15 protein-coding genes are annotated in these 12,664 nt (G+C 43.2%); 5 read left to right on the top strand and 10 right to left on the bottom strand.

The window, feature by feature from the left end:
• Positions 1 to 22: 22 nt before the first annotated feature.
• Positions 23 to 592, bottom strand: a complete 570-nt coding sequence (locus NFI80_RS05680) for a glycine zipper family protein (protein WP_252172100.1) — start codon at positions 590 to 592, stop codon at positions 23 to 25.
• 352 nt (positions 593 to 944) lie between these two features.
• Between NFI80_RS05680 and NFI80_RS05675 the strand changes: the two genes are divergently transcribed.
• Entirely contained in the window at positions 945 to 1,520 is a 576-nt protein-coding gene (locus NFI80_RS05675; protein WP_235164588.1) for a helix-turn-helix domain-containing protein, read from the top strand.
• Between the two features lie 86 nt (positions 1,521 to 1,606).
• Positions 1,607 to 2,683: a spore photoproduct lyase family protein gene (locus NFI80_RS05670; protein ID WP_235164589.1), complete on the top strand. Its 1,077-nt coding sequence runs from the start codon at positions 1,607 to 1,609 to the stop codon at positions 2,681 to 2,683.
• Between the two features lie 9 nt (positions 2,684 to 2,692).
• Here NFI80_RS05670 and NFI80_RS05665 read toward each other — a convergent pair whose 3' ends face one another.
• Both NFI80_RS05665 and NFI80_RS25680 read right to left on the bottom strand, forming a co-directional pair.
• Positions 2,693 to 3,301, bottom strand: coding sequence for a dihydrofolate reductase family protein (locus tag NFI80_RS05665; RefSeq protein WP_235164590.1), 609 nt, complete (start codon positions 3,299 to 3,301; stop codon positions 2,693 to 2,695).
• A gap of 165 nt (positions 3,302 to 3,466) precedes the next feature.
• A complete protein-coding gene (locus NFI80_RS25680; RefSeq protein WP_374760345.1) occupies positions 3,467 to 3,643 on the bottom strand; it encodes a SymE family type I addiction module toxin in 177 nt (58 codons plus the stop codon).
• Positions 3,644 to 4,077: 434 nt separating this feature from the next.
• On the opposite strand from NFI80_RS25680, the gene NFI80_RS05655 reads away from it, so the two are divergent.
• Together NFI80_RS05655 and NFI80_RS05650 are read left to right on the top strand one after the other, a co-directional pair.
• Complete coding sequence (locus tag NFI80_RS05655) at positions 4,078 to 4,899, top strand: HipA family kinase (protein ID WP_235164592.1); 822 nt, start codon at positions 4,078 to 4,080, stop codon at positions 4,897 to 4,899.
• Entirely contained in the window at positions 4,896 to 5,729 is an 834-nt protein-coding gene (locus NFI80_RS05650; protein ID WP_235164593.1) for a DUF3037 domain-containing protein, read from the top strand. Before NFI80_RS05655 ends, NFI80_RS05650 begins: the two co-directional genes overlap by 4 nt.
• A gap of 3 nt (positions 5,730 to 5,732) precedes the next feature.
• Here the strand turns inward: NFI80_RS05650 and NFI80_RS05645 are convergent, their stop codons facing one another.
• Positions 5,733 to 6,650, bottom strand: a complete 918-nt coding sequence (locus NFI80_RS05645) for a hypothetical protein (RefSeq protein WP_235164594.1) — start codon at positions 6,648 to 6,650, stop codon at positions 5,733 to 5,735.
• Between the two features lie 246 nt (positions 6,651 to 6,896).
• Entirely contained in the window at positions 6,897 to 8,438 is a 1,542-nt protein-coding gene (locus NFI80_RS05640) for an RNA-directed DNA polymerase (RefSeq protein ID WP_235164595.1), read from the bottom strand.
• Between the two features lie 408 nt (positions 8,439 to 8,846).
• On the opposite strand from NFI80_RS05640, the gene NFI80_RS05635 reads away from it, so the two are divergent.
• Positions 8,847 to 9,218 (top strand): hypothetical protein, encoded by a 372-nt coding sequence (locus tag NFI80_RS05635; protein WP_235164596.1) that lies wholly within the window; start codon positions 8,847 to 8,849, stop codon positions 9,216 to 9,218.
• Between the two features lie 86 nt (positions 9,219 to 9,304).
• Here NFI80_RS05635 and NFI80_RS05630 read toward each other — a convergent pair whose 3' ends face one another.
• The 5 genes from NFI80_RS05630 to NFI80_RS05610 all read right to left on the bottom strand — a co-directional run bounded on the left by NFI80_RS05630 (position 9,305) and on the right by NFI80_RS05610 (position 12,643).
• On the bottom strand, positions 9,305 to 9,712 hold the full coding sequence (locus NFI80_RS05630) for a type II toxin-antitoxin system VapC family toxin (RefSeq protein WP_235164597.1): 408 nt from the start codon (positions 9,710 to 9,712) through the stop codon (positions 9,305 to 9,307).
• Positions 9,712 to 9,954, bottom strand: coding sequence for a hypothetical protein (locus NFI80_RS05625; protein WP_235164598.1), 243 nt, complete (start codon positions 9,952 to 9,954; stop codon positions 9,712 to 9,714). Before NFI80_RS05625 ends, NFI80_RS05630 begins: the two co-directional genes overlap by 1 nt.
• A 78-nt stretch (positions 9,955 to 10,032) precedes the next feature.
• The gene (locus tag NFI80_RS05620; RefSeq protein ID WP_235164599.1) at positions 10,033 to 10,395 is read right to left on the bottom strand and encodes a DUF1304 domain-containing protein; all 363 of its coding nucleotides are present in this window, start codon (positions 10,393 to 10,395) and stop codon (positions 10,033 to 10,035) included.
• A gap of 110 nt (positions 10,396 to 10,505) precedes the next feature.
• On the bottom strand, positions 10,506 to 11,252 hold the full coding sequence (locus tag NFI80_RS05615) for a ThuA domain-containing protein (RefSeq protein WP_233798161.1): 747 nt from the start codon (positions 11,250 to 11,252) through the stop codon (positions 10,506 to 10,508).
• Between the two features lie 74 nt (positions 11,253 to 11,326).
• Complete coding sequence (locus NFI80_RS05610) at positions 11,327 to 12,643, bottom strand: BNR-4 repeat-containing protein (RefSeq protein ID WP_235164600.1); 1,317 nt, start codon at positions 12,641 to 12,643, stop codon at positions 11,327 to 11,329.
• Positions 12,644 to 12,664 lie beyond the last annotated feature (21 nt).

Below are 12,664 nucleotides of genomic sequence, written 5' to 3'. Positions count from 1 at the left end.
TGTTTGCCTTAAATGTGTGTGATTAGTTATTATTTCTTCTTTTCTTCTTTTGTGAATTATCTACCAATGCACCGGTTCCGGCTCCTACACCAGCACCGATCAATGTCCCTACCAATGCACCTTCACCACGTTTTTTGTTAACAAGTGCTCCTGTAATTGCGCCCGTTCCCGCCCCTACTACGGCTCCTTTTGCCGTGTGGTTCCATCCTTTTTTACGTCGTTCTGCTGGCGCTGCTGTGCTTGTCGCAACAGCCTCGGTATTTTTTGCTTCCGCAACACGTGCTTCCTCAGCCTTTTTCTCTGCTTCGCGATTGGCCATCACTGTATTCATTGAATCCACAATCGCTTTTTTCTCCATCACATGCTTCATAGAATCGATCGCGAACTGTTTTTCTTTCAGTAAAGCAGCCTCTTTATTAGTGCCGCTGTTGCACGATGCCATGAAAATTGCCGCACTGATGATCGAAATGGGTAACTTGTTCATTTTGATGTTAGGTTGGTTAACATCACGGATTAGTCCTAAAACCGTGCCAAAGTAATTAAACCCATTCCCCGCATCCGGCTTCCAGAGCCCGATACGGGGAAACGCCATCCTTCGATTGTACAAAGTGGTGAGGTTGTCTACAATTTCTGAGGTGTTTTGAGGTGATGGCGAGGTCAAGCACTACTTTTCTTATTTTATTTACGCTTATGAGAATTAAAATCATCAGTGACGTCACGCCGGGTTAAAACCCGGCGTTCGGATATCGGTCGAGCCTACGGCTCTGAATCTGATAAGCTAGTTCACAGCCGCCTGTGCCTAAAACCTACACGTTGTGGTGGCTTACGCGGATGATTCAATGGTGCAGAAACCTGAATCTGTTCTTTTGCCGCATAAACGCCGCAACAAAACCGCAACAAAACGCTAAATTCAAGCTCTAAATTTGCTTCAAAACAACTTCACTATGAGCAAACTAACCATATCTGAACAAATCCGTGTTTTGCGGAAGAGCAAGGGGCTTTCACAGGAGGCTTTGGCGGAAAATGCAGGCATTAACCTGCGAACTCTGCAACGCATTGAAACAGGAAACGCTATTCCGCGTGGCGAAACATTGCGGTTGCTGGCACGGGCACTGGATGTGTCTGTACAGGAACTTTCAGTTTTCGTTGACGAGTCGCCGTTTGTCATGGACGAAGATCCCGGCTTTTTGAAATTGATGAACCTTTCGGCACTGACAATGTGGTTTATTCCTTTTGGGAATATCCTGGTGCCACTTGTGTTTTGGATTTTAAAGAGAAATAAAATCAATGGTGTCGCTGAACTTGGCAAACGCATTATAAACACGCAGATCATCTGGTCCGTCTTCACTTTTGGTAGTGCAGCACTAATTATCCTCTCGCTATTTTTCGGCGATATTTTTATCGATCCCTTTTTCATGATGCCGGTAATGCTGCTGTTTTATGTGGCCAACACCATTTACATCATTGTTACCACCAAGAAAATTACAGGAGTCGGGCGGCAGGAGTTTGCGCGGGTTTAGAAGTGCCGAATCTTGCGTGGTGGGTTGTTTTTGCATAGGCTCGCTGCTGGCAGGCTTTTTGTCGAAAGGCCGGAAACTTCTTTGCTATGCTTCATCAGAAAACCATTGACGACCTGCTTACAATCCATGAAATTTATATGGAACCGGACGTGCCTGCCTATGAACGCGGACAGGAGATTTTAGCCAAATATCCTGATGCAAGGCGCATTGAAGTGGATTCGCATTGGAAAATCCCGGAGCTTTTTGGCTTCGAAGGCTCAGTCGATGATTGGCTTTGGAACAAAAAGAATGTTCTGATCCTGGGGACGAAGAAAGGCCTGACCTGTCGGGCCAATACGCGCAGCTCGCATTGGGTGGCGCCTTCGCAGTCCAACGGCTGCACCATGTCGTGCTCCTATTGCTACGTGCCGCGGCGCAAGGGTTATGCCAATCCGATTTCAATTTTTGTTAACATTGAGCAGATCATGAAATATCTCCGCGGTCACGCAGGGCGACAAGGAATCAAAACCGAGCCGGACGCCATTGACCCGGAATATTGGGTGTATGAAATCGGGGAAAACGGCGATTGCTCTGCCGATGCGGCCATTTGTGACAATGTCAAAAACCTGATAGATCTGTACAAAGATCTTCCTAATGCCAAGCTTACATTCGCTACGAAACTTGTAAACCGGGAAATGCTCAGTTATGATCCGCAGCGCAAAACCCGCATCCGTTTCAGCCTGATGCCGCACCAGATGTCCAAGCTAGTCGACGTCCGCACGACGCCCATCAGCGAGCGTATTGCAGTCATGAATGAGTTTCGCGAGGCTGGTTATGAGGTAAATGTGAGTTTTGCACCCGTCATTTACTACGAAGGCTGGTTCGACGACTGGTATGCGCTCTTTGACGAAATGAACGACGTCCTGGACGAAGCCACCAAAGCGCAGCTCTCGACCGAGATCATTTTCCTGACCCACAACGACCGGCTCCACGAAGTGAACATGGGCTGGCATCCCAAAGCCGAAGAAGTGCTTTGGAAGCCAGACATTCAGCAAGTCAAATACAGCCAGACCGGCCAGAAGAATGTTCGTTACAAAAACAACATTAAGCGCGAGATCGTAAGTGAGCTGGTGAATGCAGTGAAAGAACAGTTACCGTATTGCCAGATCCGTTACGCATTCTAGTTCGATCGTTCAATCGTCCGCAGCATTACCGACCGGCACTTCACCATTGAAGTCAAACGAGGCGCAGACCACACCCGTGGAAGACACCGCGTGCTTGGTCATTTTGAGGCCGCTCGGTAATGTTCCTCCGGCAAAAAGCCTCTTCCCTTTACCCAGCACCACCGGATAAATCCAGACATTCATCTGGTCGACAAGGCCATTTTGAAACAGTGTCTGAATAAAATCAGCGCTACCCCACATGTGCAAATCAGGCCCGTCACTGGCTTTCAGCTCCTTGATCTGCTCAACCGTGTCACCATCAAGCAAAACAGTGCCCTCCCAACTCGTTTCCGAAAGCGTTTTGGTAGCAACATATTTTTTAATCCCATTAAATTTCTCCGCAATCGGCCCTTCCTGCTTCGGCCAATACGGTTCCCAGATATCGAATGTAACCCGCCCCAAAAGCAGATCGTAGTCCGCATTCAGCACAGCAAAAAGCGACTCCCTGGTAACCTCATCCGCATAATTCGCAGACCAGCCACCCAGCTCAAAACCACCCGACGTATCTTCATGCGGCCCACCAGGCCCCTGAATAACCCCGTCCAAACTCAAATGTTCATTGATGATGATCCTTCTCATGATGTTTGCAGTTAATGTTGAAGATTTGTTTGATGGGTGCAAGTTCAGCAAACGTATGGGAACAAACGCGGTGTGAATGCGGCGATTCGGAGGGGCGAATGCGACAGCGGGTGCGGGGAATAACCTGCCAGAGCCTGGCTCAGAAAGAAGCAAAAATAAAAAGCCCTATGAAAGCACCACCCGGCGCGAAGCCCGCCGTTTCTTATTCAGCTCAGGTTCCGGCTCCGGCACCGGACTAAGCGTAATCTCCAATTTATTTCCAAAACACCGCACCGTCACCTCATCCCTACATTCAAACCCCGCATCCAGCAACCACCTGCCGCGGAGCCTGATTTCAGGCATTATCACGTACTGATGCCAAGCTCTCGGAACGTGTTTGATGTAAACTTTTAGGTGCCGCTCGGTGGGTGATGGGGATTTTTTTTCGTGTGTCATAGTTTGTGATTTTTACTAGGCAATATTAAGACAGAAAAGATTAGCAATTACAATTTTGTTATTTGTAAGCAGCTGTTTTTCAGGTGTTTGAAAATGAGAAGTGTGATGTAATATGCTAATTGTTTTACATGAGATGCTAAACAATTATAGTTTTGTGTATATTTTAAGGAGGTAAAAAAATTTTAAAACTTTGCAAAAACGGCATATCGCTATTCCATATTTGAATAACATATTGCGCAAACTCACAGTTTAGCATTACCGTTAGATAATCGGCTTAAATCAAACTAGTAACTCTAAGTCTAATTCAACTTTCAGTAGCAAAACCTTCAACCAGCTACTGAATGCCAAAAATCACAGACGAAAACTATCAGGTTAAAACTGTCCACGCCACTGAGTGGCACAACGTTTTTGCAAGTGGGACGACGGAACCAATGCTGATTTGGGCAATGGACGCCGAAAGCGGAAACCGCAACAGCTACGTAATCAAACCATTCGGTCATCCCAGAATTTACCCGCAGGCTGTCATGAAAGAGTGCCTTGGCGCGTGGATTGTCCTAGAACTCCAACTGAATGCATTCGAACCGGTGTACGTTGAAGTGAGTACGGATTTTGTGGAAACGCTTCGCGGAAATAAATACCATCAACGATTTATTGAGAGCGTCGGCGTCAACTTCGGCACACGATATGTTCCTGGTACAACCCAAATCATTGGTAAAAACTGCCTTACAAACATTCAATCATCACAAGCAGAAAACGTTACATCTTTCGATTTGTTTATTTCAAATGGCGACCGAAGATTGGAAAAGCCAAACCTCGTATTGGCCGATAACAATCTATTTGTCTTCGATCATGAGCTTGCATTTGACTTTCTGATGATGTTATCCTTTACCCGAAATCCTAGACCTTGGGAGTTGGGAGATTGGGAACTGAAAATGCTGCGAAACCACTTTCTTTATGCGAAACTGAAAGGAACACAAATTGATATCACAGATTTCGTAGAACGCTTCACGCAGCTGGACGATCATTTTTGGACAAAAGCCGATGAGCTGCTGCCTGCAAACTGGCGTTCGGACGACCTGACAACAATCAAAAACCATCTTGCATTGATAGTTGAGAATAGAACTATCTTTGCGCAACAACTGGCACAGGCAATTTTAGCATGAAAAAGTATCAATATCAAATCATCAGATATCTTCACGACCGTGTCACAGGCGAGTTCATCAACGTCGGTGTGATCGTCTATGCGGCTGAAGATCAATATCTAAATTGCAAGGTGATCACCAAATATGGTAGAATCACATCATTCTTCCCCGGCGCGAATGGGAAAGCAATTCTAAAATCCCTCCGCCACTTCGAAAAGGAAATAGCCCGAGCAAAACTGCAATTCTCAGGACTCTTTCCCACGCCAGAAGACTTAGCAGAAATTACAAGAGCAATCCTCCCAAACGACGACAGTTCGCTCACATTAACTGAGGTTAAAAAAGGCATCGACCTGGACTTCAACAAATCACTGGCAGACCTTTACAGATTGTTAGTGACCAAATGGCAAAGTGAAACTGACGAGTCAGCAACCAGCGACGCAGATGTTTGGAAAAAGAAATACAAAAAGTATTTCGACGAATATGGCATCACGGCTAAGCTAACTGAATACGAAGTCGAAACTAAGTACGACAGTTTTCAGTTTGACAAAGCCTGGAAGAATGAGATCTGGCATTGTTATCTGCCAGTTTCATTTGATTTGCAGAATGTTGAGAATATAAGGAGTAAAGTTTATAAATGGTCTGGGAAGCTAGCGGAATTGGCTACTGCTGAGGAGAAGATTGATGTTACTTTGCTTACCTCGATTCCAAGAAAACATAGAGAGTTGAATGAATTTATTCAGGATAAGTTATCCATTGACTCAGATGATATTAAAGTAAAGCTGATCTCAGAACGAGATGCTGAGAATTTTGCAAAGAATTTGGTAAGCTATATGAAAACCAGCAACATTTGAAAATTACTCAAAAAGTCCAAGTTGGGATTTTGCAGCTTTTCGGTGCTTTCCCTTTTTTGTTTCGATAATTAGCCCGCCTTGAATAAGCTCAATTATATTTGATACATTCACACTTGTGACTTTAACTTCACCATGCTGATCCATTTGGCGCTCAAATTCAATATCGCACCTAATAACGGAGCCATTTGCAAAGCTCACTTCGCGGTTAATGACCGATTGCCTGAATTCAGCATCGTGAAGATTAAAATTAATAGTTTCTGAGTCATAGATACCCTTCCATTTGATTTTGCCGGTTTTCAATACCGGTGACACAATCTCGACATAAACATCTTTGTAAATCAGCGGCGCCAATACTATCTGATCCACCAGGTATTTGTTAAAATCACTTCTCGTCACTAGAAGCTCAGGAAAAATTTCCCGATAATTGCTATCGAGTACGACAGCTCCAATCTTTGTCACCTTATTCTCAATAAGAAGTGACGAGTAAAAATTAGACTTGTATCTCCTTATCTTATCGGTTTGGGATATCAAAACTACTATATCATCAATTCTACTATTAATTTCTTCTGGCGAATCCTCCATCAGTTCGATCTCCTTTTGCAACTTTCTGATTTCAAGCTCAGTTTTTTTCACCGTAAGCTCTTCTATGTGCGAATTGCTCCGCAATCCACTTACAGCTAAGTCCACAATTATGCCACTTATTATAGCTGCTAAAAAGCCTTGAATCGCGCTGCTAATCTTTGCATTTTTCTTTTTCCTTACAAATCTAAATATCTCCTTTATACCGCCCGGCTCCAGTGCAGCAACCTCTAAATCTATGTCTAATTCAAGTATTTTCGCGGTCTCCTTGAATATCCTTATTATTTCAGCCTCAGCTCTGTTCTTGACAGCGGCATCCATTGAGTGAGACTCATTTTCCAAATAGTAGTGAAGTTGAAGAAAATCCAAGTAGCCAAGTAATTTTAAGTGTTTTAAAACTAGAACCGAGTTCATTTCAGCATTTGCATACAGCAACTAATAGTCTAAGTCAATATCTAATTCATCACCCTCTGTCATATCTTCTAAACCACCAAACAAGTCCTGTAAAGTCGAGTAATCCCATTCTGACACTGAGTGACTCGAATTAGGGAGTTTGAGAGCTTGTGCATGCGCATCATCTGCATTCTTTTAGCTACCATATTCAACCCCCTGATCAGGTTCGACTATCTGCTTTTTGAGAAAATCAATAACTTCTATTTGACTGTCTTCATTATAAAACGAAACCTTAGCTTTACGCAATTGTTTAAAATACGGATTCTTATCTATATATGAAAATTCATTTCCGATCCATTTTTTCAAAGAAATCTCATAAGTGAAGATCCAGTTTTCATCCGTCAAATACTCTACATTTAGCTTTTCAAGAAATCGAGTCAAATCTAAATCCGCATGATTTATAAGTTTAAGATTTAAAAGATGTAGTATCAGTAAACCATTTATAGGATCATCGATTTTCGATAACACTGCTACGATTTCAGCTGGAATTACGATTTCAAAACTTCTAGCAATCCAAAGAGCCCAAGATAGCTCATACTCATTTCTTCTCTGGCAATGATACTCTATAAAGCTCGAAAGTACCGTCTCTAATTTAGACACACGAACTTTCGATTTGTGGGAATAGAAAATCCTAAAAACTTCTTTGATTGTTGATGGCTCCGCGATGATAGTTTTTAATAGCATTGTCTCTAAGAGAGCAAAGTTTGCATCTGACAACAAAACCAGCCTTTTGACCCTTTCAACTGCATACGTAAGCACAAAGTCTTTCGGAAGCTTAATTGCCAGATCAAATGCAAGACTAAAAAAACTAATGATATCATTGTTTTGCTTGAATTCTGTATCCCGAAACTCAAAAGAACGTAATTGTATAACCCAGTCAGCTTCAATGCCTCTTGGAATTTGTCTTATGATAGTTTTATCTGCATTTATTTGCAGTTCATATACTTTGAGCGTTTGCTGCAATTTAAGTAGAGCGTCCTCTGCCTCTGCTTCACTATGAAAAAAGAAGTACATATCGTCGACATACCGGCACCCTCTCAAACTAGGAAATTTGTTAGCTATTTCTTCATCAATTTTACACCCGATAATTTCGGAGATAATGTGCGATGTATCTGGCCCCATCGGAATTCCAACAGTTTGGCCATACATTGTATTTCTCACGCTCGTATCAAGCTTGTCACCAAGAAGATCTGACTTGCCCTTCGTTGTCTTTGAGAGGTTTTTTCCATGGATAGCCCAAGGAATGCTATGAGTGTAGATAGATGGGTAATATTTCGAAATATCAGTTTTCAATTCATATGAGTAGGGATAAGATTCTAAAAACACCCTTCTCATAAAATTTTTGAATTTTCCTATGTTTGATGCGCGATCACCTTTCAGTTTTGGTCGGCTAAAAGAAAATTTTGACAGCTTATATATTGATTCAATTTGCTCCCAATTCTCTACAATAATCTCACATAATCTAGTTTGGTGAACTGGGTTTGGTATTTTAATTGTCTTCCTTACAAGACCAACTTTCGCCACTGAAAAGTCGATACATCTTGTCGGTTCTTTTGTGATACATCCTGCTAGACTAGGCTTCAATTGACCATATTTTGATGCAAAATCAACAGTATTGAACGGAGGTGGCAATTCTTTGGGAAAATACCCTTTTGCAAGCAAATCTTCAATTTTCATCATCAATATTTATTCAAATTAGATAGTGGAAGGGTGGCATAAGTTTGTCTTTTCTAAGAAGCAGGTTTGTCTTTTCTTTTACTTTCATTACAGATTTCGGCTATGCTTATTACCCGAACATCGTATTGTGTTTTCTAATATTGTTACTGCCTCTTTCTATTTCTGGTTTCCATCTTCAAGCCATACAACCCTTGCAACAAAGAATTGCATTATTCCACCAAACACCTTCAACATCAGAAGAACTTCCACCTCCACACCAATTCTTCTAAACTATTGACACACAACCTGCGTTTATAACTTTGAGCGACCAATACAGCCGTCTCGAAACTTTAAACATCTCCGTTCATTTATAACTTTTACAACAAACAAATGAACAGCATACGGAACGGAGATACAAACACAGAAATCATGATAAGATTAAAAAACTCCCACAGAGACAATAAGAAGCAAGCGCAAGGAAACGTATTGACAAGAAACCGTTACTCGGTGCTTTACACACTAAAAGGCCAGTATCAGCATGTTGGATGTTCGTCGGAGGAAGAGGCGCAGCAGGTGCTGGGGATGTTGATGACGGATGGCAACCGAATTCCGGTTGGGATTTATGATGCTCACGAGGATTCTTTTGAGTGGGAGATCATTGGCCAGTATTTGCATAGCCAGGATTTGATGAGCGATCCGGAAAAACGCTTGCAAGAAGTCCTGACGGTTTCGCGTTCACTCCGCAGAAGAGATTCTAGCTGGGAGCCTGGTTACCTGCAAAAACCTAGCTTTTTTGCTTGAACGAAATATCATAACGTGCGGCGTAATTGTTTACGCCCACGTTAAAACCATTATAGCACACAAGGATTAGTTATTTTAGCTGTCTGCTAGGCATTCCGCGGAAACCAATTTTCTATTTTTAAACCATCCAAGCGCACAAAATCTTTTCCGTTATCGGTGATCAAAACCAATTTGTATTGAATAGCGGTGACGCCAATTAATAGATCAAACTCGTCATTGATAGGCTTACCTATTTTTCTGAGCCGGACTTTCTCTTTTGCGTAAAGGCGAATTGAACCAAAGATTGGAATAATGGAAAGGCCAGCGACAAAGGCATCTACGGCCTTGTGGGATTTTGTAGGATTCGCACTATTTTCCGCGCCAAAACGGAGTTCAAGGATTGTGATTTCTGAGATAAAACAGTTTTCTCTGCCTTTCGACCGTATAATTTCGTCAAGGTTAAGCTTACCTCGGAGGAAGAAAATGCAGATATTTGTGTCCAGCAGATATTGCATCAGAAACCCAGATCCTTCTTTCTAAATTTTCGGCTGGCTTTGATTTCAGCTGCAATTTCTTCCGGAGATTTTTCTGCCGAAAAGGCTCCAAAGGATTTGAAAAACTTTTCATCCTTTTCATTACTTTCCGTACCGAGCGACTTTGTAAGTGACTCAATCAGTTCCCTTTTGCCAGAAGAACTAAGTCCTTCGAACAAGCCTGAATAGGTTTTCACAATATGTCTGTCTGTATAGCTCATCATAACGCAAGTTATGAAATTTGACTATCAAGAGGGAACATTCGAAGCAAAAAGTGTCTGCCTAATGTAATTCGTATAAAATTAAAAGTGCAACACCACCAAAGCCACAATCGCTGGTAAAGCCTGCACGAAAAAGATTTTCTTGCTAGCAGTTACAGCTCCATAAATTCCCGCCGCGATTACACAAGTCAAAAAGAAAACGGCAATGTAAAAGGCCCATTGGCGGTCTTCTATGAAGAATGTCCAGATCAGGCCTGCTGCCAGGAAACCGTTGTAAAGTCCCTGGTTGGCGGCTAGCGTTTTGGTGGGTTTGAACATTTCGGGAGCGAGCGATCCTTTGAATGTTTCCTTCCCTTTGGTTTCCCAGGCAAACATTTCAATATAGAGAATGTACAGATGTTCGAGCGCCACGAGGCCGACGAGGATTTTGCCTAGGATTTCCATGAAGGATTGGGTTAGATTTATGACTTTTTATTCTCAATATTAACAAAAAAAGAGCTGACCATTCTAATGTAGGAATTGGCCAGCTCTTTTCTTATTTCAATGTTTGATTGCTATTTCAACCCCTTCCCGGTCGCGGCCCAGTAAATACCGCCGTATAGGTGGTCCAGAAACGATTGATCTGAGTAAACCAAACCAATGTGGCCCAGGCCGGTGTAGAATGCGCGGCCGCCGTCGTAGTTGTGATACCAGGACATAGGGTGTTCGGCGCCCATGCCGGTGCCTTGGTTGGTTTTTGGATCGTAAGATTTTTCGTCCAGGGTGATCAGGATTTTAAGGTCGTCGGCGTTGTATGGTTTTTTGTATTCATACCATTCGTCGGTCCAAAGCAGGCGTTTTGGGAAGCGTTCCAGGCCTGGGAAATTGCTGTCTTTTACGTCCAGAAATGCCGTTTGCTGTGCAGGGTGGGTTTTGAAATACATCCCTACCAACTTGCCGTACCAGGCCCAATCATACTCTGTATCAGCTGCGGAGTGGATCCCTACATAGCCTTTTCCGCTTTTAATGTATTTTTCAAATGCCGCTTGCTGCGCGTCATTAAGCACGTCGCCGGTGGTGTTCAGGAAGATAACGGCTGCGTAGTTGGCCAGGCTTTTGTCGTTGAAAACATCTGCGTTTTCCTGCCAGTCGACAGAAAAATTGTGGCGGGAAGCCAGATTGCGGATTCCGGATACGCCTTCGTGGATGGAAACGTGGTGAAAACCAGCGGTTTTGGTAAATAATAAAACTTTAAACTGCTGCGCCTGGGCGTATGCCGCGCTCACGATGACAAGAAGCAGTGGCAGTAATTTTTTGAACATAATGTTTTGAGATTCGTTGTTTAAACGGGGAATTTGTAATTACTATTAAAACAAAAAGCGCACAGAATATACTTTCAGCGAGCGGTCAAATCTTTCCAGACAATGCGCGTGTCGTAATCCGTATAGTGCACATATTTCCGGTTTTGCATCCATAAAAGCACATTTTTGTCGCCTTTCTTTTTATAGCGCGGGATAACAGGACGAACATTGTCCAGCTCCGAATTTCGGGTAACGGGCGTTATTTTCCAGGTTTTACCAAGATCGCGTGTTTCGCCTTTTGAGATCTCAAACACATTACCGACCTCGTGCGAAAAATAAACAATTGAAGGATCCAGCGGATCAATTGTCAGGCCGCCGGAGTAGTTTTCTTCGCGCTCCTTTTTGCCTTCGGGCGTTTGTGGAAACCACTTTCCGGAGGCGATCAGATGATGGTCGTTCCATTTTTTACCATCAAAAACGGTGTAGTAATATTGATGATTTTCATTGGTAGGATAGCGCGTGTAAGCGACTACGGGCCTTCCTTTTGGATCAATCACGATGTCGAATATCCAGGCTTTACCCGTTTCGGGTGTGGCTTTGTAAACAACTGTGGCATCAGACGGATGAAAGGGCAGCTGATCAATGTTCGCAATCTTCGTGCCGTCTGCGCGCCAGAATGCGTCTTTTTCGTAATAACAATAGTAAACCGAATTCAGCGGCTCAGCATTAGGATGACCGTCTGTGAAAAGCAGATGGATTTTTGATTTGCCATCGGAATAATATTTGACGTAAGGCCGGTTGTTGGTGTCCAAAGCCTTGGAAGTGATCACAACCTTGGGGTCAGACCAGGTTTTACCATTGTCAGTTGATGTGATAAAATTGGGCTTAAAGCCTATCCAACGGCCAAAACTATAAATCTTATTGTTTTCTGCACTTAAGAGGAACGGATTGGCATATGTGTAAGTCTCGCGCTTGAATTTGGCGAGTAATTCGGGCGTTTGCGGTTTGAAAATAACTGAATCAGAGAATGTTCTGATATCCAGCGGCTCCAATGTCGTGTTCTGAATCACACCCATGCCGTCTTTGCTTCCGCCGTGCCAGGTGTACTGGGTCAAAATGCGGTTGTCGGGGAGTTGCAGGAATGCTGGATTGTCGTGATCGTCTACTTCCAGTTTGGTGTAAAGCGTTTTTTGAGCGGTTTTTCCGGATTTCAGATCCAGTGACGCCGCAACAATATCTCCCGACTTCGTGACCCAGCCTGTGACAATCTGGCCGTTTTTATCATTTGTATAAATGGCCCGCGGATCGCTGAACCAGCACCAGGCACCGTCTTCGGTCAATATGGACACGTTCTGCGCATTGAGCTTGACCGACAAGCACACAAATGCCAGTAATAGGAGGCGGATTTTCATCTTTTATTTTTAATAAACAAC

This window comes from Dyadobacter chenhuakuii, assembly GCF_023821985.2.
In the GTDB taxonomy this organism is placed as follows: Bacteria; Bacteroidota; Bacteroidia; order Cytophagales; family Spirosomataceae; genus Dyadobacter; species Dyadobacter chenhuakuii.
Note: the sequence above shows the minus strand (reverse complement) of the source record. Positions and strands in the feature narration are given on the sequence as shown.